20 protein-coding genes are annotated in these 20817 nt (G+C 35.4%); 8 read left to right on the top strand and 12 right to left on the bottom strand.

Annotation, left to right across the window (positions count from 1 at the left end; all coding sequences use genetic code 11):
* Positions 1-10: 10 nt before the first annotated feature.
* The 5 genes from ACFILL_RS00755 to rho form a co-directional block, all read right to left on the bottom strand.
* The gene (locus ACFILL_RS00755; protein WP_273790170.1) at positions 11-808 is read right to left on the bottom strand and encodes a ParA family protein; all 798 of its coding nucleotides are present in this window, start codon (positions 806-808) and stop codon (positions 11-13) included.
* A gap of 6 nt (positions 809-814) precedes the next feature.
* Positions 815-1462, bottom strand: coding sequence for a 16S rRNA (guanine(527)-N(7))-methyltransferase RsmG (gene rsmG, locus ACFILL_RS00750; RefSeq protein ID WP_375630633.1), 648 nt, complete (start codon positions 1460-1462; stop codon positions 815-817).
* Positions 1462-3330: a tRNA uridine-5-carboxymethylaminomethyl(34) synthesis enzyme MnmG gene (mnmG, locus tag ACFILL_RS00745; RefSeq protein WP_375643030.1), complete on the bottom strand. Its 1869-nt coding sequence runs from the start codon at positions 3328-3330 to the stop codon at positions 1462-1464. The genes rsmG and mnmG overlap by 1 nt, the downstream gene beginning before the upstream one ends.
* Positions 3331-3436: 106 nt before the next feature.
* Positions 3437-4744 (bottom strand): tRNA uridine-5-carboxymethylaminomethyl(34) synthesis GTPase MnmE, encoded by a 1308-nt coding sequence (gene mnmE, locus ACFILL_RS00740; protein ID WP_375643028.1) that lies wholly within the window; start codon positions 4742-4744, stop codon positions 3437-3439.
* Between the two features lie 31 nt (positions 4745-4775).
* Complete coding sequence (rho, locus tag ACFILL_RS00735; protein WP_015857121.1) at positions 4776-6041, bottom strand: transcription termination factor Rho; 1266 nt, start codon at positions 6039-6041, stop codon at positions 4776-4778.
* Positions 6042-6590: 549 nt separating this feature from the next.
* On the opposite strand from rho, the gene ACFILL_RS00730 reads away from it, so the two are divergent.
* The 6 genes from ACFILL_RS00730 (at position 6591) to polA (ending at position 13390) form a co-directional block, all read left to right on the top strand.
* The gene (locus ACFILL_RS00730; protein ID WP_273790174.1) at positions 6591-7430 is read left to right on the top strand and encodes a pyruvate, water dikinase regulatory protein; all 840 of its coding nucleotides are present in this window, start codon (positions 6591-6593) and stop codon (positions 7428-7430) included.
* The gene (locus ACFILL_RS00725; RefSeq protein ID WP_375643027.1) at positions 7427-8023 is read left to right on the top strand and encodes a Maf family nucleotide pyrophosphatase; all 597 of its coding nucleotides are present in this window, start codon (positions 7427-7429) and stop codon (positions 8021-8023) included. Before ACFILL_RS00730 ends, ACFILL_RS00725 begins: the two co-directional genes overlap by 4 nt.
* Complete coding sequence (locus tag ACFILL_RS00720; RefSeq protein ID WP_375643026.1) at positions 8016-8888, top strand: shikimate dehydrogenase; 873 nt, start codon at positions 8016-8018, stop codon at positions 8886-8888. The genes ACFILL_RS00725 and ACFILL_RS00720 overlap by 8 nt, the downstream gene beginning before the upstream one ends.
* Positions 8885-9469 carry a dephospho-CoA kinase gene (coaE, locus tag ACFILL_RS00715; protein WP_375643024.1) on the top strand — a complete coding sequence of 195 codons (585 nt, stop codon included), beginning with the start codon at positions 8885-8887 and terminating at the stop codon, positions 9467-9469. The genes ACFILL_RS00720 and coaE overlap by 4 nt, the downstream gene beginning before the upstream one ends.
* Positions 9470-9473: 4 nt before the next feature.
* On the top strand, positions 9474-10181 hold the full coding sequence (gene dnaQ / locus ACFILL_RS00710) for a DNA polymerase III subunit epsilon (RefSeq protein ID WP_273790178.1): 708 nt from the start codon (positions 9474-9476) through the stop codon (positions 10179-10181).
* Positions 10182-10480: 299 nt separating this feature from the next.
* Positions 10481-13390 carry a DNA polymerase I gene (gene polA / locus ACFILL_RS00705; RefSeq protein WP_375643023.1) on the top strand — a complete coding sequence of 970 codons (2910 nt, stop codon included), beginning with the start codon at positions 10481-10483 and terminating at the stop codon, positions 13388-13390.
* 5 nt (positions 13391-13395) lie between these two features.
* On the opposite strand, the gene ACFILL_RS00700 is transcribed toward polA, so the two are convergent.
* The 7 genes from ACFILL_RS00700 to ihfB all read right to left on the bottom strand — a co-directional run bounded on the left by ACFILL_RS00700 (position 13396) and on the right by ihfB (position 19308).
* Positions 13396-14259 carry an endonuclease/exonuclease/phosphatase family protein gene (locus ACFILL_RS00700; protein ID WP_375643022.1) on the bottom strand — a complete coding sequence of 288 codons (864 nt, stop codon included), beginning with the start codon at positions 14257-14259 and terminating at the stop codon, positions 13396-13398.
* Positions 14260-14371: 112 nt separating this feature from the next.
* Positions 14372-15145 (bottom strand): Bax inhibitor-1/YccA family protein, encoded by a 774-nt coding sequence (locus tag ACFILL_RS00695; protein ID WP_273790181.1) that lies wholly within the window; start codon positions 15143-15145, stop codon positions 14372-14374.
* 1124 nt (positions 15146-16269) lie between these two features.
* Positions 16270-16773 (bottom strand): signal peptidase II, encoded by a 504-nt coding sequence (lspA, locus tag ACFILL_RS00690; RefSeq protein ID WP_375630620.1) that lies wholly within the window; start codon positions 16771-16773, stop codon positions 16270-16272.
* Entirely contained in the window at positions 16763-17617 is an 855-nt protein-coding gene (locus ACFILL_RS00685) for an RNA methyltransferase (RefSeq protein WP_273790183.1), read from the bottom strand. The genes lspA and ACFILL_RS00685 overlap by 11 nt, the downstream gene beginning before the upstream one ends.
* A 2-nt stretch (positions 17618-17619) precedes the next feature.
* Positions 17620-18552 carry a class I SAM-dependent methyltransferase gene (locus tag ACFILL_RS00680; protein ID WP_375637260.1) on the bottom strand — a complete coding sequence of 311 codons (933 nt, stop codon included), beginning with the start codon at positions 18550-18552 and terminating at the stop codon, positions 17620-17622.
* A gap of 173 nt (positions 18553-18725) precedes the next feature.
* Positions 18726-19022 carry a lipopolysaccharide assembly protein LapA domain-containing protein gene (locus ACFILL_RS00675; RefSeq protein WP_273790185.1) on the bottom strand — a complete coding sequence of 99 codons (297 nt, stop codon included), beginning with the start codon at positions 19020-19022 and terminating at the stop codon, positions 18726-18728.
* A 7-nt stretch (positions 19023-19029) separates the two neighbouring features.
* Entirely contained in the window at positions 19030-19308 is a 279-nt protein-coding gene (ihfB, locus tag ACFILL_RS00670; protein WP_273790186.1) for an integration host factor subunit beta, read from the bottom strand.
* A 184-nt stretch (positions 19309-19492) separates the two neighbouring features.
* Here ihfB and lptC point away from each other — a divergent pair, with 184 nt between their 5' ends.
* Together lptC and ACFILL_RS00660 are read left to right on the top strand one after the other, a co-directional pair.
* Positions 19493-20137 (top strand): LPS export ABC transporter periplasmic protein LptC, encoded by a 645-nt coding sequence (lptC, locus tag ACFILL_RS00665; RefSeq protein WP_273790187.1) that lies wholly within the window; start codon positions 19493-19495, stop codon positions 20135-20137.
* A gap of 76 nt (positions 20138-20213) precedes the next feature.
* Positions 20214-20813: an LptA/OstA family protein gene (locus tag ACFILL_RS00660; protein ID WP_375643020.1), complete on the top strand. Its 600-nt coding sequence runs from the start codon at positions 20214-20216 to the stop codon at positions 20811-20813.
* The last annotated feature ends 4 nt before the right edge of the window (positions 20814-20817 follow it).

Below are 20817 nucleotides of genomic sequence, written 5' to 3'. Positions count from 1 at the left end.
TTTTATATTTTTAAGCAGCAGCGCGTGCTTGTTTTTCACGTTGTATCATTTCTGATGCTAGACGCAAATAAGCTTGGCTTCCAGCACATTTGAGATCATAAAGCAATACAGGTTTTCCAAAAGAAGGTGCTTCTGATACTCTTACATTTCGTGGAATAACAGTACGATAAACTTTATCTCCCATAAAAGAACGTACATCTTCAACAACTTGATTTGAAAGGTTATTACGTCCATCATACATTGTTAGAACAATACCTTGGATTTCTAAAGATGGATTAAGTACGGATCGCACTTGTTTTACTGTTTCAAGTAATTGACTTAAACCTTCAAGTGCTAAAAATTCACACTGCATAGGTACCAAAACAGAATCCGCGGCCCCCATAGCATTAAGTGTTAAAAGATTAAGGGAGGGAGGACAATCAATTAAAATATAATTGAATTTTTTTTCCATTTCCGGATCATCATAGAGAGCTTTACGTAAGCGTTGTATGCGATCTTTTGATGAAGAAATTTCCATTTCCACACCTAAGAGATCAAGTGTAGAGGGAACTATATAAAGATTGGGTACAGCTGTCTTTAAAGCCGCCTGTGTAATTGAAACGCCCGAAACCAAAACATCATAAGACGATAAAGGACGGCTATTACGATCAATCCCCAAACCAGTACTTGCATTACCTTGTGGATCAACATCCATAATAAGAACATTTTCACCAATGGCTGCTAAAGCTGTTGCAAGATTAATTGCTGTGGTTGTTTTTCCGACTCCACCCTTTTGGTTTGCAATAGCGATAATTCGTGTTTCGCTCATTTTGCTCTACCCTCTATATGATCGAATATGAGAAATTTCCAAAATAACAGAATTTTCATCAACTTTACTTTTATGTTTTAACAGATCAAAGTGCCAATTGGCAGAGGCATTTTTTATTTCTGTAGCGTAATCCCGACCTTTTTGCAAAAGAGCTATAGTTTTTTCTGTTAATAAAGGAAAAATAAGTTGTAAAAGAGTATTAAGCGGCGCTAATCCCCGTGCCGTTATAATATCAGACATGGGAATTTTTTGATATATATCTTCAATCCTAGCGTGATAAACCGTTGCTGGAAGATTAAGTTGAGCAATAACTGTTCGCAAAAAAGCAACTTTTTTCCCATTACTTTCAACAAGATTAATATGTCCTTCTTTTTTTTCTTTCAAAAAGATAGCAATCACAATTGCAGGAAAACCTCCTCCTGATCCTAAATCACACCAATGTAAAGAATGAGCATACAAAGGAAAAATTTGTGCTGAATCTAGAATATGTCGTGTCCATAGATCTGGTATTGTTGTAGCAGATATCAAATTAATATGCGCATTCCATTGAAGTATTAAAGACTCAAACTGAATTAAATTTTCCATTGTTTCACGTGAAACAGAAGGAACAATATTTAATAATTGTTGATATTTTTTTTCTATAGAAAAATCCATTAAGCTGTTTTAGCCTTTTCACGTCGTTGACGTTGAATATATGTAATAATAAGAGATAAAGCAGCGGGTGTCATGCCATCAATTTTTTGTGCATCAGCAATTGAACGCGGCGATACTTCTTTAATTTTTGATTTAAGTTCATTTGAAAGACCTGAAATTGCCTGAATATCAAGAGAAGAAGGAATTTCTAAATGCTCATCTCTCTGAAGAGAAGCAATATCTTGTGCTTGTTTATCTAAATAAACCGCATATTGTGCTTCAATTTCTAAAGATTCTGCTGTTTTAGAATCAATTTTTTGTAATTGTGGCCAAAAATCTGAAAGACGCTCTAAGGTCATATGAGGATAAGCAAGAAAATCATAAGCCGAACGCCGAATTCCATCATGATTAACATGTAATCCATGAGCAGAAGCTTCATTAGGTGTAAAAAAAATATTTTGACATATTGATCGTGCTTGATCAAGCCGTTGTTGTTTTTTCTGATAACATTCCCAACGTATTTTATTCACAATACCCCATTTTTGTGCCAAAGGTGTTAAACGCGTATCAGCATTATCAGATCGTAAAGATAAACGAAATTCGGCACGTGATGTAAACATCCTATAAGGTTCACAAACACCACGTGAAACCAAATCATCAACCATAACACCAATATAAGCCGTAGATCGACTTATAAGTATTTCATCTAATTTACCTACTTTACGTGCAGCATTTAATCCAGCTAAAAGTCCTTGTGCTGCTGCTTCCTCATATCCTGTTGTACCATTAATTTGTCCTGCTAAAAATAAACCTGGTAAAGAGCGTAATTCTAAGCTTCTCGTTAATTGTTGTGGATTAACAAAATCATATTCAATAGCATAACCAGGTTGCAAAACTATAGCATTTTCCAATCCTTCAATGGTTTTCAATAGAGAAATTTGCACATCTTCAGGAAGAGAAGTAGAAAGACCATTTGGATAAACGGTATCATCATTTAATCCTTCTGGTTCTAGAAAAATCTGATGTCCATCACGTTCTCCAAATTTAACAATTTTATCTTCAACAGAAGGACAATAACGTGGTCCTAACCCTTCAATATTTCCAGAATATAAAGCAGAACGATAAATATTATCGCGAATAATTTGATGTGTTTTCTCATTTGTACGTGTTATTGCACATTCAATTTGTGGTTGTTCAATTTTCTCTGTTAAAAGAGAAAAGGGTATGGGATTTTCATCTGCTTGTTGTTTTTGGAGAGCTTCCCAAGCAATTGTTTTTTTACTCAAACGAGCAGGGGTTCCTGTTTTTAATCGACCAAGTTTTATATGATAATTTTTTAAACGTTTAGCAAGTTTCACACTTGACTGATCCCCCATACGTCCAGCAGCCCATGTTTTATCACCAATATGAATAAAGCCATTTAAAAATGTCCCTGTTGTTAAAACAACAGCACCAGATAAAATTATTCCTTGTTTTTTTAAAATAACACCTGATACACAATTATCTTTAACAACCAGATCAATAACTTCATCCTCAATAAGAGTAAGATTTTCTTGTTCTTTTAATAATTTTTGAATTTCTTTTTTATAAAGTTGTCTATCTGCCTGTGTTCGTGGTCCTCTTACTGCCGGTCCTTTACGTCTATTAAGTAGTCTAAACTGAATTCCAGCAGCATCTGCTGCTCTTCCCATGAGACCATCTAATGCATCTATTTCACGAACTAGATGCCCTTTTCCAAGTCCACCAATAGCAGGATTACACGACATTGTTCCCAATGCTGATATTTTATGTGTAACAAGCGCTGTTTTGGCTCCTACACGTGCTGAAGCTGAAGCTGCTTCACAGCCAGCATGACCACCACCAACAATAACAACATCATATGATTGCATTTAATTCATTCCGTAGAAAATATTCTAAGGTTTCACGTGAAACAATATATAAATTACATAATCTTTATAATCTGTCTATGAAATAATCAATGTTTCACGTGAATCATTATTTACCAACACAAAATTCTGAAAAAATAATATCAAGCAAATCTTCAACATCAATATCTCCTGTAATTTTACCAAGAAAATCACTTGCACAACGGAGATGTTCTGCACGTAAACTGAGATCAAGAGAATGATAATTAAGAGAAAATTCAATCTCTTTAACAGCCTCCTTTAACAATTGAAGTTGTCTTTTACGTGCTGGAACAATATTTCCAATTTCAGAAGCACGATGATGACAAAATGATTCAAGTTCTTTTATAAAATAATCAAAATTTAAACCAGTTAATGCGGAAAATTGTATAGACCAACGCTGATCATTTTTTTCATAAAGATCAAGCTTATTGCCAACACACCATATTTCAGCCGATGTTTCTGGTAAATCAACTTGCTTAGGATTTCCTATATCATAAACCAAAATAACCAAATCAGCTTCCATAACATGCTGTTTAGCAACTTCTATTCCCATCTGTTCTATTTTATTTTCTGTTTTTCTAAAACCAGCAGTATCCGTTAAAAAAATAGGTAAACCACCAAGAATAATTCTCATTTCTAAAGCATCACGGGTTGTTCCTGCTTCTTCCGTTACAATAGCAACAGATCTTCCTGAAAGACGATTCATAATGCTTGATTTTCCAGAATTAGGAGCACCAGCAATAACAATTTTTAATCCATCACGTAAAATACTCGCACGCTCTCCTTCAGTAATATATTCTCGAAGAGAGGTACAAAGATCTTCAATATCTTTCCAAACTTTATCAGATATTGCGTTGGGAATATCTGCTTCATCAACAAAATCAAGTTCTGCCTCAATAAAAGCACGCGCCTTCATAAGCTTATGACGCCAATCACGATAAAGCGTCGTTAAATGTCCACTTGTACCCATAACAGCTAAACGCCGTTGGCTTTCCGTTTCTGCTTCTATTAAATCAGCAAGACCTTCTGCTTGAACAAGATCTAATTTTCCTTCCATAAAAGCACGACGTGAAAATTCACCTGCCTCTGCAATACGGCATCCAGAAAATGTCGATAATTCATCGAGAAAACGATTAACGACGGCTTTTCCTCCATGTAAATGGAATTCTGCACAATCTTCCCCCGTAAAACTATGAGGAGCAGGAAAAAAAACAGTTAAACCAGAATCTAAAAAACTACCATCACGAGCAGTAAGATTTCCATAATGCATAAAACGTGCTTTAGGTAAACGACCACAAAGCGTTTTAACTATATCTACAACATGAGGACCAGAAAGCCGAATGACTGCAACCCCTGAAGGTAACAATCCACTCGAAACAGCAAAGATTGTATCCACAGGTTTTATCCTAATAAAAACTTTAATGACTCTACGTATTCATTGAATCAAAAAATTCACTATTGTTTTTTGTTTGCTTTAATTTATCAATCAAAAATTCAATTGCATCTGTTACATTCATAGATGCTAAAATACGACGAAGAACAAAAATTTTGTGTAAATCTTGTCGTTCTACCAGAAGTTCTTCCTTACGCGTTCCTGACTTTAAAATATCCATAGCAGGGAAAATACGCTTATCAGCAACTTTTCGATCAAGAACAATTTCCGAATTACCTGTTCCTTTAAATTCTTCAAAAATAACCTCATCCATACGACTTCCTGTATCAATCAAAGCCGTTGCAATAATGGTTAAAGATCCGCCTTCTTCAATATTACGCGCTGCACCAAAAAAACGTTTTGGACGCTGGAGAGCATTTGCATCCACACCACCTGTTAAAACTTTACCCGAAGAAGGAACAACTGTATTATATGCACGCCCAAGACGTGTAATAGAATCGAGAAGAATAACAACATCACGCCCATATTCAACGAGACGTTTGGCTTTTTCAATGACCATTTCTGCCACTTGTACGTGACGTATTGCTGGTTCATCAAAAGTAGAAGAAACCACTTCTCCTTTCACTGAACGCTGCATATCAGTAACTTCTTCTGGTCGTTCATCGATTAAAAGAACAATGAGATAACATTCAGGATGATTAGTGGTAATAGAATGAGCAATATTTTGAAGTAAAACTGTTTTTCCCGTCCGAGGAGGAGCTACAATTAACCCTCTTTGTCCTTTTCCCAATGGAGATATCAAATCAATCACGCGTGATGACATATCTTTCTCTGTAGGATCTTGTATTTCCATTTGGAAACGTTCATTTGAATAAAGAGGAGTGAGATTATCAAAGTGAATTTTATAACGAATCTTTTCAGGTTTTTCAAAATTAATTGTATTAATTTTAAGGAGAGCAAAATAACGTTCTCCCTCTTTTGGACTGCGTATAGGACCCTCAATTGTATCACCTGTCTTTAAAGAAAACGACTGTATTTGTGCAGGTGAAAGATAAATATCATCAGGACCAGGAAGATAATTAGCATCAGCAGATCTCAAGAATCCAAATCCGTCTTGTAAAACTTCAACAACACCCTCTCCTATAATTTCTACATCTTGTAGAGCAAGTTTTTTCAAGATAGCAAACATTAATTCTTGTTTGCGCATAAGGGAGGCATTTTCAACTTCTAATGTTTCAGCAAAAGAAACAAGCTCAACGGGATTTTTGCTTTTAAGTTCTTGTAGTTTCATTTTTTGCATGAAATATGCTCTTTGTAATGGAGAAGATTGTTCTAAATAATTTATGGAAATTTATGAGTGAAATATTATTAAGAAAAAAATATTCTACACTCAATTTTTTTAATCTGCAAGTACCATTTATATGAAATTTATTCCTGTAATATTAAGTAATTATATGAAAAACTTGAAAAAATATAAAATCCAAATAGTATTTAATTATTTTAATAACAAAAATGTAAGTTAAATTTATAGCATTAATGAAATGCTATTCAAAAGTATTTTTACAGAAATTTATATTAATAAATTTATATTAAAGAAAGGATTATTCTTATTTATAACTGTGTTTAGTGTGGATTATTATTTATCCTCAATTTTATCCACAAAAGGAAGTTAAAAAAGAATAAAAATAACACTATCTTAAAGATATTATCCCCTCTTTTTTTATAAGAGGGATTAAATTATCACAAACATTTAATTTGTGCATAAAAAAGGAGAATTTTTCCTAAATTTTAGTTTTATAAAAAACGGTGAAGATATATACACATATCTTAACAAGGAGTTAAAATTTTTGTGACAAAAGAAAAAAAATTCTTTCATTTACACATGCTTTCTGATGCAACGGGAGAAACATTAATCTCTGTTGGAAGAGCTGTAGCATCGCAATATGCAATGAGTCAGGCAACAGAGCATATCTATCCTATGATTCGTAATAGAATACAGTTACAAAAAGCTCTTGATGAAATACAACAAGAACCAGGTATTGTTCTTTACACAATGATTGATGAAGAATTTAAACTTCTCCTTCAAAAAATGTGTAAAAAAATAAAAGTTCCCTGTATTGATATATTACATCCTGTTTTAAATGCTTTTCAGTCTTACCTTGGAATGCCAACACATTTACGTGCGAGCGCACAACATGATCTTAATGCGGATTATTTTCGCCGTATTGAGGCACTGGATTTTACAATAGAGCATGATGATGGACAGTCTTCCAGTAGCTTATCCGAAGCAGATGTGATTCTTGTGGGAATTTCAAGAACCTCTAAAACGCCAACAAGTATCTATTTAGCAAATCGCGGAATAAAAACGGCTAATATTCCTCTTATTCCTAATATTGATTTGCCAGAATCCCTTTTAGAGGCAAAAAATTCTTTAATTATTGGTTTAATTGCTTCAGCTGAAAGAATCTCACATATCCGCCAAAATCGAGATTTGGGAGAAAGTTTTGCTCTTGATAATTATACAAATCGTATCAACATAGCTGAAGAATTAATCTATGCAAAACGCATTTGCGAACGTTTTGGTTGGCCTATTATTGATGTCACAAGACGTTCTATTGAAGAAACTGCTGCTGCAATATTTGAACTGTTATCACGATTTCGTGAAGGAAATGAGAGAAAATTCTCATGAACGCAGATACGTTAATATTAGCATCTCTTAGTTTTTATCGTGCAAAATTATTAAAAAAAACAGGCTTAAATTTTTCCATTGAAGGAGCTTCTTTTGATGAAAGAGAAGTAGAAAAAAAAGCAAAAGAAAAAACACCTAAAGAACTCAGCTGTTTTCTTGCGAGCGCAAAAGCAAAAAATGTTTCAGATCGTTTTCCTGATGCTTTCGTTATTGGTTGTGATCAAGTTCTTGATTTTGAAGGTCAAGTTTTTCACAAAGCAACAAATATTAAAGAAGCACATCAACGTTTATGTGAATTATCAGGAAAAACCCATTCTCTTCATAGTGCGGTAGCTTTATTTAAAAATGGTCAAAAAATTTGGGTTGAAGCTTTTAGTGCACATATGTCCGTTCGTTTACTCTCATCAGAATTTATTGAACGTTATTTAGCACGCGTAGGAAAAGATGTTTTAAACAGCGTGGGAGTATATCAAATTGAAGGAGAAGGAATTCATCTCTTTGAAAAAATTGAAGGAGATTTTTTTACCATTGTTGGTTTACCTTTACTGCCTCTACTCATAAAACTGCGCCACTTAGGAATTATTGATGGTTGACTTAACAATAAAAAAAACAAATTATCCGCGTGCTTTTGTTGTTGGTTCTCCAATTCATCATTCAAGATCGCCAAAAATTCACAATTTTTGGCTTAAACAATATGGTTTACAAGGAGAATATCTTGCACAAGAAGTAACATCTGAAGAATTCAGTCATTTTATTGCGTCTTTACAAAAAATAGGCTTTTGTGGAGGAAATGTTACTTTACCTTATAAACAGGAAGCTTTTCGTTTAGCAGATTATAAAGATGAGAGAGCAACAATGATTGGTGCTGTTAATACACTTTGGTATGAAGGAGATAAGCTTTGTGCCACGAATAGCGATGCCTATGGTTTTAGCGCTAATCTTGATGATTTTGCATCTGATTGGGGAGGGGAAACAGCTCTTGTTTTTGGAGCAGGTGGTGCCGCACGCGCTATCATATATGCCTTAAAAAAACGCGGATTTGAACAGATTTATCTGATTAACCGTACAAAACAACGTGCTGATAATTTAGCTCAGCATTTTGGAAAAATCATTAAAGTTTACGATTGGCATAAAATCCATGAAATACTTCATCAAGCTGATTTGATTGTTAATACAACCTCTATTGGTATAAAAAATCCAGAAGAAAAAAGTGATTCTTTTTTTTGCGATTTTCATAAAGCAAAAAAAACGGCGTTAGTAACAGATATTATTTATACACCATTGATAACTCCTTTTTTACAACAGGCAAAGGCTTGTGATCTCAAGACGGTTAATGGACTTGGGATGCTTCTACATCAGGCTGTTATAGGGTTTGAACAGTGGTTTGGAATAAGACCACAGGTAACAAAAGCTTTACGGACAGCTATTTTAGAGGATATGAGTGAAAAAAGAGAATGAAGATCATAGGATTAACGGGATCAATTGCTATGGGAAAATCAACAGTTGCTGATTTTTTCAAGCAAGCGGGTATTTCTGTTTTTAGTGCTGATGAAGCAGTAAAACAGCTTTATAAAAGTGAGCCAGCTTTGTCATTCATAGAGCGTATTTTTCCTGGTGTTGTTGAAAACGGTGAAGTTAACCGTTTGAAACTTTCTGAAATTTTGATTGATGATAAAGAAAAATTACAAACATTAGAAAAAATAATTCATCCTTTGGTGCAAGAAAAAGAAAGGGTATTTATTGATATAGCGCGTGAACAAGGGAAAAAATTCGTTATTCTTGATATTCCACTTTTGTTTGAAAAAAATGGTGAAAGTCGTGTGGATAGCGTTATTGTTGTTTCTGCTCCACCAGAAATACAAAAAGAACGTGTCATGATTCGCCAAGGTATGAATGAGAAAAAATTTGCCTTTATCAATGCTCAACAAATGCCAGATGAAAAAAAACGAGAACGTGCTGATTTTATTATTGATACAGGGAAAGATTTAGAGAATACACGTCAACAGGTTTTTGATGTAATAAAAAAACTAAAGAATTGAAGTTATGCGGGAAATTATTTTTGATACAGAAACAACAGGTTTAGATAAAGAAAAAGATCGCATAATCGAAATTGGTTGTGTAGAAATGGTTGATCGTTATCTCACAGGACGCCAATTTCATGTTTATTTAAACCCTGAAGGCGTTATTATTCCTGATGAAGTTGTAGCAATTCACGGATTAACCAATGAACGCCTAAAAAACGAGAAAAGTTTTAGTGATATTGTTGATGAGTTTTTAGAATTTATCAAAGACGCGACAATGATTGCGCATAATGCGAGTTTTGATATTGGTTTTATTAATGCAGAATTAAAACGTGTCAACAAACCGCTTATCAGTGTTGATAATATTCTTGATACACTGGCTATGGCGCGGCGTAAATTTCCTATGGGTCCTAATTCTCTTGATATTTTATGCAAACGTTTTGGAATTGATAACAGCCATCGTGTTCTTCATGGTGCTTTGCTTGATGCAGAGATTCTAGCCGATGTTTATATTGAGCTTATCGGTGGAAAACAAGGTGTATTGGGTTTTGATAACAGAAGGGGTGTTGATGAACATATCCAGAATGATAAAGATACATCTTATGCCGTTAAAATTCGCCCACAGGCTTTACCTTCAAGATTGAGTACGCAAGAAAAAAAGTTACACGCTGATTTTATCTACAAAATGGGTGAAAAAGCTCTGTGGAATAATTTCAAAATTCATGAATAACATCATCTTTTCTCTAAAAAAGTCACGATTGAAATTAAAGAATATCGATGTCAAAAAAAACGGTCGTTGTGGGGAGGGGAACACCACAACGACCCTGTCGCTACATCGTACCTCAGCTATCATAGGAGGAGCAAAATGAAAGCTATTAATCCTGTAACAGCAAAGAAAAGCTCTAGGTACTTAATATAAAGTGCAACGACTTCATGTCTTATGAAAAGAAAAAATGGCTTTTTAGAGGCAAAGTGAAAAAATATATAAGGACAAATTGTTTTTTTAGCTGAAATGGAGAAAAAATTGTAATGAAAGCAGCAGATCATCTTTTTTTGGTTGACGGATCAGGCTATGTTTTTCGTGCTTATTATGCTTTGCCGCCTTTAAAACGTAAAAAGGATGGACTTCCTGTAGGAGCAGTAGCTGGTTTTTGCAATATGTTATGGAAATTACTATGTGATGCTCGTAATACAGCTACGGGTGTTGTTCCAACACATTTTGCTGTTATTTTTGATTATTCATCTGATACTTTTCGGAAACAAATTTATCCTGAATATAAAGCGAATCGCGCTGAACCTCCTGAAGATCTAATTCCTCAATTCGCGCTAATACGCCAAGCAACGAAGGCTTTTAATTTGCCTTGTATTGAAAAGGAAGGCTTTGAAGCGGATGATTTAATTGCTACCTATACAAAATTTGCAACAAAGGTTGGGGCAAAAACAACCATTATTTCTTCTGATAAGGATCTTATGCAACTCGTAAATACGCATGTATCTTTGTATGATGGAATGAAAGATAAGCATATAGGTATCTCAGAAGTTATAGAAAAATGGGGTGTTGCGCCTGAAAAAATGATTGATTTACAAGCATTAATTGGAGATTCAACAGATAATGTACCGGGTATTCCAGGCATTGGTCCAAAAACTGCAGCTCAGTTATTAAATGAATTTGGTTCCCTTGATCTTTTATTGCAACGCGTAACAGAAATTAAACAAACAAAACGGCGTGAAAACATTCAAGCTTATAGAGAACAAGTTAAAATGTCTCGTGAACTTGTCAGGCTTAAAACAGATGTTCCTATAGATAATGATTTAGATGATTTTGTTTTGGAGCCACAAGATGGTCCACGTTTAATTGCTTTTTTGAAAGCGATGGAGTTTTCAACATTAACGCGTCGCGTGGCAGAGGCAACGTCATGCGATGCAGCTGTTATTGACGCACTTGATATAGATGTTGAATGGGAAAAACTAAGCCCCAGGCATGATTCTGAGATCAAGAATACTGAGCACGCATCTCTTCATAGTTTTTCTGAAAATTCTCCACAAGTTTTTGCACAAAAACGTAAAGATCAAGCGCTGACTCAAAAAATTACAAGAGCTGCTTATACAACAATTCTTGATGAGAAAATTTTAAAAGAGTGGTTATCACAAGCACAGGAGCAGGGTTTTTTCGCTTTTGATACTAAAACAACATCTCTTGATCCGATGCAAGCAAAGCTTGTTGGTTTTTCACTCGCATTACAGCCGGAAAAAGCAGCTTATATACCTCTTGAACATTTTGATGAAGGAGAAGAGGACCTTTTGAGGGGCGGGCGCATTGCCTCACAGATTGAGGCCCGAAAAGCTTTAGCACTTTTAAAACCGATATTAGAAGATTCAGCGGTGTTAAAAATTGGTCATAATATAAAATATGATTGGTTGGTGATGAAGCAATACGACATTATGATAAGCTCTTTTGACGACACCATGCTTTTATCATATGCTTTTGATGCTGGAACTTTAACCCATAATATGGATGATTTGTCTGAACGTTGGCTTGAGCATAAACCAATTGCCTATAAAGATTTAACGCATAACGGAAAAAAAATTACTTCTTTTGCACAAGTAGATTTAAAACAAGCAACCCTTTATGCGGCGGAAGATGCTGATATAAAGCTACGCCTTTGGCAAGTATTGAAACCACAACTTGTTGCTCGTGGGATGACAAAAATTTATGAGCGTCTTGATCGACCCCTTGTAAAAGTTCTTGCAAGAATGGAAGAACGGGGGATTCTTATTGATAGGCAGATTTTATTGCGTCTTTCCGGAGAGTTGGCACAAGCTGCTTTGATTCTAGAAGAGGAAATTTACAAACAAGCTGATGAAAAGTTTAATATTGCTTCGCCAAAGCAATTAGGGGATATCCTTTTTGGCAAAATGGGATTGCCTGGAGGCGCCAAAACTAAGGGTGGACAATGGTCAACTTCTGCACAGACTTTAGAAGAGTTGGCTGCTGAAGGTCATATTTTACCGCGTAAAATTATTGAGTGGCGTCAACTTGCAAAGCTAAAATCTACCTATACAGATGCCTTGCCTTCTTATATTTTTTCAAAAACAGGGCGAGTTCACACGAATTATTCTTTGGCAATAACATCAACAGGTCGGTTATCATCATCAGAGCCAAATTTGCAAAATATTCCAGTGCGAACTGCTGAAGGGCGTAAAATCCGAACAGCTTTTATTGCTCCCAAAGGACGTGTGTTACTTTCTGCTGATTATAGTCAGATTGAGTTGCGCATTCTTGCACATATTGCGGATATAAAAGCATTAAAAGAAGCTTTTGCTAAAGGGCATGATATTCACGCTATAACGGCATCACAAATGTTTGGTGTTGCGATAGAAGGAATGCATTCAGATATACGACGGCGTGCAAAAGCGATTAATTTTGGTATTATTTATGGTATTTCAGCTTTTGGATTAGCTAATCAATTGGGAATTTCACGCCAAGAAGCGGGTCGTTATATTCAACTGTATTTTGAAAGATTTCCAGGAATTAAAGATTATATGGAGAAAACTAAAATCTTTGCACGTGAAAATGGTTATGTAGAAACAATCTTTGGACGTCGTATCCATTATCCAGAAATAAAAGCAAAGAATGTAAAAATTCGTTCTCTTAATGAGCGAGCAGCTATCAATGCTCCAATTCAAGGTTCTGCGGCCGATATTATTCGCCGCGCTATGATACATATGGAAGATGCTTTAAAAGAAGAAAAACTATCAGCAAAAATGTTGCTGCAAGTGCATGATGAACTGATTTTTGAAGTACCAGAAGAAGAAAGTAAAAAAACCATGACTGTTGTTAAAAATGTTATGGAAAATGCTACAATACCGGTTCTATCTTTATCTGTACCGCTTGAAGTAAAAGTCATGACGGCTCAAAATTGGGATGAGGCACATTAATTTTTTTATTTATTTTTAAGAATGTTGATTGCGTTAGAAAGATTAAGATAGGCTTTGATAGGCAAATGATCTGAAGCAATGCGTGCAAGCGGTGAATGATGATTTTCAATACTTGTTACCAATTGGTGGGGAAAAGAAAAAACTCTATCAAGGGCTAAAAAAGGAAAGCGAGAGGGAAAGCTTGGTACAACTTCAAAAGTGCTATCAAAATAGGGAGAAAAATGATTTAAAGATGAGCCTTTTCCCATCCGCCATTCATTAAAATCTCCTATAAGGAGTGTAGGCATAAGGGGGCGTTTTTGGAAAATTTCAAGGAGCATTTTTGTTTGTTGTTTACGAGAGTAACGTAATAAGCCAAAATGAGCCGCAATAATACGAATAGGGCCTGCTTCCATTTCCAACTCTACAACTACAGCCCCACGTGGTTCAATACTAGGAAGAGTGACTTGTAAAGTATCACGTACATATCCCTTTCGCAAAAAAAGAGCATTCCCATGCCAACCATGGCCATGAGGTGACATAGTATTAAGAGGTACAGGAATCAAACCGGTTTCAGCTTTTAATAGCTGAAGATTAATCAAACCAATGCGTTCCCCAAAACGTTTATCTGCTTCTTGAAGAGCAAGAATATCAACTTGTAATTCAGTAATAACACGGACAATTCTTGTAGGATTAAAAATTTTATCAACACCTACACATTTATGCACATTATAGGAAGCAACGGTCAGATCATAATTACTATTTTGATTGATGATGTTTGATTGATGATGAGAGCGGCTGTGAATTGCATTAAAAAGGGAGCTGTGGAGTTTTTGTTGGATAAAACCGGTAAACCAAGGGAATTTTTGCTTATAAGGTATTTTTGTCATTTTACGAAAAGAATAGTCCCTAAGAGGCCAAGGGTAAAGACTTACACTAAAAACAAAAGAACCTTGTCTCTTTTAGAAACAAGGTTCTTTAATTAAGTTATGATTTTTGCAATCAATCACGGTTTGAGCCAAGAAACTGTAGCAAGAAGACAAACATATTGATGAAATCAAGATAAAGATTCAACGCGCCCATAATAACTTTACGTCCTCTGGTATCGCTTTCATCTCCTTCATAATACATCAACTTAATGCTCTGGGTATCGTAGGCTGTTAAACCAGCAAAGATAAAAACACCAATCACAGAGATAGCAAACTGCAAAGCGCTTGATCCAAGAAAAATGTTCACAATCATGGAGAGAAACAAGCCGATCAATCCGATGAATAAGAAGGAACCGATTGCTGTGAGATCACGCTTTGTTGTGTATCCATAAAGTGAAAGAGCTCCAAAAGTTGCGGCGGAAATGACAAAGGTTTGCACAACACTTTCTGTCGTATAGCGCAAAACGATTGAAGACAGTGAAAGACCAACCAGAGCAGCATAACCAAAAAAGAGACTACGAGCAGCATTTGTGCTCAATGTATTAATTTTAAAACTGAGGAATAAGACTGCTATGAGTGGTGCAAACATAACAATATAAGAGAATGGCGATGTATAAAATGTTACTCCAAGTGGTGTTAGATAAACACTGCTATTGATTTGAGCTGCTGCTTGGCTCATATCTGTTGTCGTTGCTAATGATACAATTGCATAAGCGGCAGCAGCTGTAATAAGCAAACCAATGGCCATTGCATTGTAGACACCCAACATATAGTCGCGTAATCCCTGATCAATTGATGCATCGGCATGAGAAGCAGGTGCCGAACGTAAATCTTTAAAATTAGCCATAATATAAAATCCTTTAGCATATGTTCTGTCAGGTATAGGGCTTTAAAAGTGTCTCTGTCATTACACAGATAAGCTTGGTATAAGCCTTAATTGGGCAAATACAAAAACCCTTAAGAATCACTGACAGAATTCCAGCATATATGCTCTTATTATGGAGATTTATTTAAAAATTACAAGAGATTTATATGAAGAAGGAACCTTACAAATTGGTAAGGAAATAGTTCATTTTAATAAAAAATATTTCCATTTTTTGCCATATTTTTGCAAGATAAAAAGACTATACTTAAAAACTTTTCTATTTTCACAGAAACTATGTAATACAATCCCTTATAAAATATTCACTATTTTTGCGTTTATGAGAAGAGCGGCAAGTATCATCACACTATTTTCAACCTCCAATATTGCATCTGTTTTGCACGGTTATAAGAGCTATTGAATTGGATTTTTATATAATATATTGATGTATAATGATAAATTGTCTTTTTGAATGCTAAATGATACTCTGAATATCGCAAGCTTCTCTGGTTTCAAATCTGTTCATATTAAATCAATCAAGATTATTAACTTGCTTGTGTCTTGCAAGAGACAGGGTTTTTATGGATTCAACATGAACAGATTCCAAATAAAAGAGATTTAGGCTATTAAGGGCTTTTATTCAATATGAAAAAAGGTAATTTATATTTATAATCAATATGTTGCTTTAACAAGGTACCATTGAAAATAGTTGAAAAAATGTTTTTTATTAAACAATATATAAAATAAAAAAGGAGAGTTTTTAAACGAAGCACTTAAGAAAAGCTCTGTAAAAGCGATATCTGTAAAAACTAAAAAACATACGAAAAGCAATTGTTCTAATTAAATAAATGGAACTTTAAATGCTGTGAAATATCTCCTCAAAAATTATGATGTAGGACACATGGATAAAAAATATTGATTTCTATTTGAGTTCATTTCTTTTGCACTAACTAAGTGTAGAAATGTGAAGTTGAAAAGAAAGTAAGATCTTATCGTCCCATGAAGAGAAACACGTGAAATGACGAGCAACAAGAATTGATTAAGAGAAATCAATGCGTAATCAGACTTGTGATGATCAAAGCTCTCTGTTTTCTAAGGCAATGAACATATCAATGAGGAGATGTACTATTGGAATGACGCCTTCCTTTCATCCAAGTACGCAATTCTTCAATAAGGATGGCAATAACACCGAGAGTGATAAAACTATCTGCAAGGTTGAAAATAGCAAAATAAAAAATATCATCAATATGAAAAAGTATATAATCAGTGACATGATGAAAGCGAATACGATCAATGAGATTGCCGATGGCTCCTCCAATAATAAAAATAAGGCCAAAGCGCATTAAATACTTATTATATTCAGTATTTTTCCATAACCATAGAAGGAAGATAATCACAATGATCGTGATGGCGATGATTCCCCACTGAGAAAAGGAAGAAAAAAACGAAAATGCAATGCCAGAATTGCGCACATGATAAAGGGAAAGAAAAGGAATAAGCGAAATTTCTGTTCCTAAAGGCATATTGTGCATAACCCAGTATTTGACAGCTTGATCAAGTACTACTGTAAAAGCCAAGCCCAAGAGAAGAAAAGGGAGTGATTTACGAATCATGTTTTTCCTCACATGGTTCCAGTATTAAATAGGGGCGACGGATTTCATAAAGCATAACAGCTGTTGCTACAGCTAGATTAAGCGAGTCTGCTCGTCCGCTTTGTGGAATACGCGTAAGTTTATCACACCGATTCGTAAGAAGATCTGATAATCCCTGTTTTTCATTCCCCATTAAAAGGATAATAGGGCCATTTTTGAAGTCAAGTGTGCGATAATCCAGAGATCCTTTGAGGTGTGTTCCAACGATCATACCTTTAAAGTGAGAAGACCAGTTTAAAAAGGCGCTTTCATCAAAACGATAAAGTGGTACAGAGAAAATAGATCCCATGGTTGCACGGACCGTTTCAGGCGAGAAAGGGTCTGTTGTTTCACCAATTAAAATAACACCTTTAGCACCTACAGCATCAGCGGTTCGAATAATGGTACCAAGGTTTCCAGGATCACGCACACGATCAAGCGCGATGTAAACATCTTTAATCTGTCCTTTTATCATTTCAAAAGAGTGCCATTTTTGCTTGAAAATACCAATAACTGTTTGTGGGTTATCGCGTCGGGTAAGTGATTCCATAACTTTTTGTGAGGCTTTAATAACAAAACCACCGTTGGCTACAGCACGTGCGGCAGTATTTTCGATAGTAGCATTACCGATTTTACTTTTAGAAAAAATAAGCGTCTGTATTGTCCAGCCAAGATTGAGAGCATCAATGACCAATTTCAATCCTTCTGCCATGAAAAGACTTTCTCTATTACGGTTTTTCTTTTGGCTAAGTGCTTTAAGATCTTTTATGATGGGGTTGCTAAGAGAGGTAATTTCTTTCACTCTACCAGTTTTGGGTCTACACATATTCAAGCAATCCAACGGCTAAAAAGAGAAGTAGAAAGAGCACGTCCTGCAACTTCTTCACGCAAAATGAGTTCTCCTGATTCGACCGTACCACCAAGATTTACAAATGCATCACGCATTAAAGCATGAAGTGCAAAGAAGGAAGCACGAATAGAATAAGCTGTAAGGACAACAGAGAGCGGTTTATCAGAGAGAAGTTTACGACAATTTGTGATCATGGCGGGTAAATGATCAAACAGTTGCCAAATTTCACCATGGGGTCCACGCCCATAAGCAGGGGGATCAAGAAGAATCATATCATAGCTTTTTTTACGACGCAGTTCACGCTCGACAAATTTCATAGCATCATCGCAAATCCAGCGAATAGAATGATCTGGTAATCCTGCTCTTTCTTGATTAGCTTTTGCCCACGCAATGGCTTTTTTAGAAGCATCAACATGGGTAACATTCGCACCCGCTCGTGCTCCAATCAAAGAGGCAATACCTGTATAGCCAAAAAGATTCAACAATTTTATAGGGCGTTTGGCTTGAACAATTTGTTCTTCCATAGAGCGCCAATGGGCATCTTGTTCAGGAAAAACCCCCACATGACGAAAGGAAGTAAAACGGCCTAGAAAAGACAATCCATTCCAAGCAAGAGCCCATGTTTCATCAAGTGGCTTTTTAGGAAAATGCCAACGCCCAACCCCTTCTTCATCAAGGTTTCCTGTGAAAATAGCATCAACATCAGCCCATTGTTGTTGAGGTAAAGCGGGTTTCCATAGTGCTTGACCTTCTGGTCGAATAATGCGGTAAGCTCCATAACGTTCTAATTTTTGTCCATGACCAGAATCAATGAGAGCATAGTTTTCGCTTATACCCGTTTCTAAAATAAGGGGCAACTTTTCCTGCGGATATCTATTGTTATGGGAGGATTGAAAGTATTGTGCGGGCATGTTTTGTATCACGGTATATGAGGTATAAAAAGATATTATAAAGCTCTTAAATGTTTCGTAAAAGTGCAAAAAAGCTAAAGTCAATTAAAACATGTATAAAAAAAGAAAAAGAGCACTTTTAACTCTGTACTGAATATAAAATACTAAAGAGAAAAGATTTCATTTAAATACCATTACACCAGATTTGTGATAGATGTTTTCAATTTTTCAATCTCGGCTTTACTTTTTTTGAGAGCTTTTTTGTATTTGTGATAGGAAAACCAACTTATCAGATTTCCTAATAAAATACCAAAACCAAAGAAAATAAAGAGCCATATAAAGAGGGGAGCATGATAAGTAAAACTTTCAGGATTTGCTCGAAAAGGATCAAGGGTTAACGGAACCATTTGACGATTAGCCACGATAAAAACAATCAAAACCGCTGCGAGAATCACACCGATACTTGTTAGAAGAATACGTTTAATTATCATAAGTTTCTCACTGATTAAGACGGTCGCGTAAATCCTTGCCAGTTTTAAAAAAAGGAATCCACTTTTCTTCAACAGAAACAGCTTCACCTGTTCGTGGATTACGTCCATTACGGGCTGAACGGCTTTTTACAGAAAAAGCTCCAAATCCACGAAGTTCAACGCGATTGCCATTTGCAAGTGCTGTTGCAATTTCCTCAAAAATAGCGTTTACAATATTCTCCACATCCCGTTGAAAAAGATGCGGGTTATGACGAGCGATAATTTGCACAAGCTCTGATTTTACCACAATAGCCTCACTTTCACACAAAAAAATTTTGTAATTGTGCACTCCAATGCATATTACAATATATAAACGGATAAAAGCAAAATAAAATCAAGAAAAAACAAATTGCAAGAAACAAAATTTGAAAATACCTTCTATAAAGGTTATACAGATTAAAAATGCGGAGTATTTAAGAGATCAGGAGAGTATGTCCGTACACAATCATTATGAAGCCTTTTCAACGCAATCATCTTGTGGAGATGTTTTAAAAAAAGCATCCCGTCATTCGCGTCGCATTAGCATATTAAAAATCTTTTTACCTCTCTTAGCGTTGATTTCAGCGCTGGTTTTTTGCTGGTTTACGTTTTTCTTGGTTCCCATTACTTCTGATTCTATGCCTTTGAACAATGGAGAAAGTGGCGTGATGAATTTGACGATGCTCAATCCAAAATTAGAAGGGTATACGCGTGCTCATGAACCTTATTGGCTTAAAGCAGAAAAGGCATTTCAAGACCATACACACGCTGGAATGATTGGGTTGCAAAACATTACAGCTAGAGCATTTATGGGCCAACAAAGACAGATTTTTCTCGCAGCACAAGGGGGGGTTTACGATAACATTAATGGTTTTTTACAGTTGGACAAGCCATTCACCATTACGACGAATGATGGGATGATGGTACAATTTATGTCAGCTAGTATTAACTTATCCGAGGGACAGTTAAAAACAGATCAACGTGTTAATATTCAGCAAGCCGGTTTTCATCTTGCCGCAAACGCCTTACAAATTCGAGAAAAAGGAAAAAACATGTATTTCCATGGTGGAGTGCATTTAGTGCTTCAAAAGCAATAACGCAATATCAATACAAATCTTTAAAGGATATTTATAAAGAGAAGTATGTGTATATACAAACAAAAGAATTGAAATAATGAAATCGTACAAAAGATGGATAGGTGTGATGTTGGCTTTTAGCATGGGAATGTTAGGAGGAGGAGCAGTTTTAGGATATGCTGAAGTGGCCCATTTTGGAATAAGTCTATCAAGCGATAAAGAACCAGTAGAACTTCATGCAGATTCTTTGGAAATACGTGATAAAGAAGGGATAGCGCTTTTTAAGGGTGATGTTTCAGTGGTGCAAGGTGAACGTCTTTTAAGAACGGCAGAATTAGTTGTTTACTACGATAAAGCATATAAAGAAATTGATAAAAATCAGGAAAATACAAAGGCATCATCTGTTTCTTTATTTGGTTCGTCGAGTATACAAAAAATGGAAGCTTTAGGAAAAGTTTATATAAAAATTGCTACGCAAGTTGCTACGGGTGATAAAGGCGTTTTTGATGGAAAGTCAAAAATGATGAGTTTGACAGGGAATCATGTTGTGTTAACTGATGGTGACAATGTGGCAACGGGGTGCAAACTAACGGCAAATATGGAAAGCGGAAAGGCTTTTTTAGAAGGTTGTGAGACACCTAAGAAAAAAGGTCGTGTTTCTATTATTTTAAAACAAAATCAAAAGAATGGTCATTAAGATT

The sequence above is a fragment of the Bartonella sp. AP20NXHL genome (assembly GCF_042196165.1).
Taxonomy (GTDB): Bacteria; Pseudomonadota; Alphaproteobacteria; order Rhizobiales; family Rhizobiaceae; genus Bartonella.
Note: the sequence above shows the minus strand (reverse complement) of the source record. Positions and strands in the feature narration are given on the sequence as shown.

Bases quoted from the DNA above. Each gene is read 5' to 3' on its own strand.
- ACFILL_RS00755 (WP_273790170.1), bottom strand. From the start codon at position 808: ATGAGCGAAACACGAATTATCGCTATTGCAAACCAAAAGGGTGGAGTC.
- rsmG (WP_375630633.1), bottom strand. From the start codon at position 1,462: ATGGATTTTTCTATAGAAAAAAAATATCAACAATTATTAAATATTGTT.
- mnmG (WP_375643030.1), bottom strand. From the start codon at position 3,330: ATGCAATCATATGATGTTGTTATTGTTGGTGGTGGTCATGCTGGCTGT.
- rho (WP_015857121.1), bottom strand. From the start codon at position 6,041: ATGCAAAAAATGAAACTACAAGAACTTAAAAGCAAAAATCCCGTTGAG.
- ACFILL_RS00725 (WP_375643027.1), top strand. From the start codon at position 7,427: ATGAACGCAGATACGTTAATATTAGCATCTCTTAGTTTTTATCGTGCA.
- ACFILL_RS00720 (WP_375643026.1), top strand. From the start codon at position 8,016: ATGGTTGACTTAACAATAAAAAAAACAAATTATCCGCGTGCTTTTGTT.
- coaE (WP_375643024.1), top strand. From the start codon at position 8,885: ATGAAGATCATAGGATTAACGGGATCAATTGCTATGGGAAAATCAACA.
- dnaQ (WP_273790178.1), top strand. From the start codon at position 9,474: ATGCGGGAAATTATTTTTGATACAGAAACAACAGGTTTAGATAAAGAA.
- polA (WP_375643023.1), top strand. From the start codon at position 10,481: ATGAAAGCAGCAGATCATCTTTTTTTGGTTGACGGATCAGGCTATGTT.
- ACFILL_RS00700 (WP_375643022.1), bottom strand. From the start codon at position 14,259: ATGACAAAAATACCTTATAAGCAAAAATTCCCTTGGTTTACCGGTTTT.
- ACFILL_RS00695 (WP_273790181.1), bottom strand. From the start codon at position 15,145: ATGGCTAATTTTAAAGATTTACGTTCGGCACCTGCTTCTCATGCCGAT.
- lspA (WP_375630620.1), bottom strand. From the start codon at position 16,773: ATGATTCGTAAATCACTCCCTTTTCTTCTCTTGGGCTTGGCTTTTACA.
- ACFILL_RS00685 (WP_273790183.1), bottom strand. From the start codon at position 17,617: ATGTGTAGACCCAAAACTGGTAGAGTGAAAGAAATTACCTCTCTTAGC.
- ACFILL_RS00680 (WP_375637260.1), bottom strand. From the start codon at position 18,552: ATGCCCGCACAATACTTTCAATCCTCCCATAACAATAGATATCCGCAG.
- ACFILL_RS00675 (WP_273790185.1), bottom strand. From the start codon at position 19,022: ATGATAATTAAACGTATTCTTCTAACAAGTATCGGTGTGATTCTCGCA.
- lptC (WP_273790187.1), top strand. From the start codon at position 19,493: ATGTCCGTACACAATCATTATGAAGCCTTTTCAACGCAATCATCTTGT.
- ACFILL_RS00660 (WP_375643020.1), top strand. From the start codon at position 20,214: ATGAAATCGTACAAAAGATGGATAGGTGTGATGTTGGCTTTTAGCATG.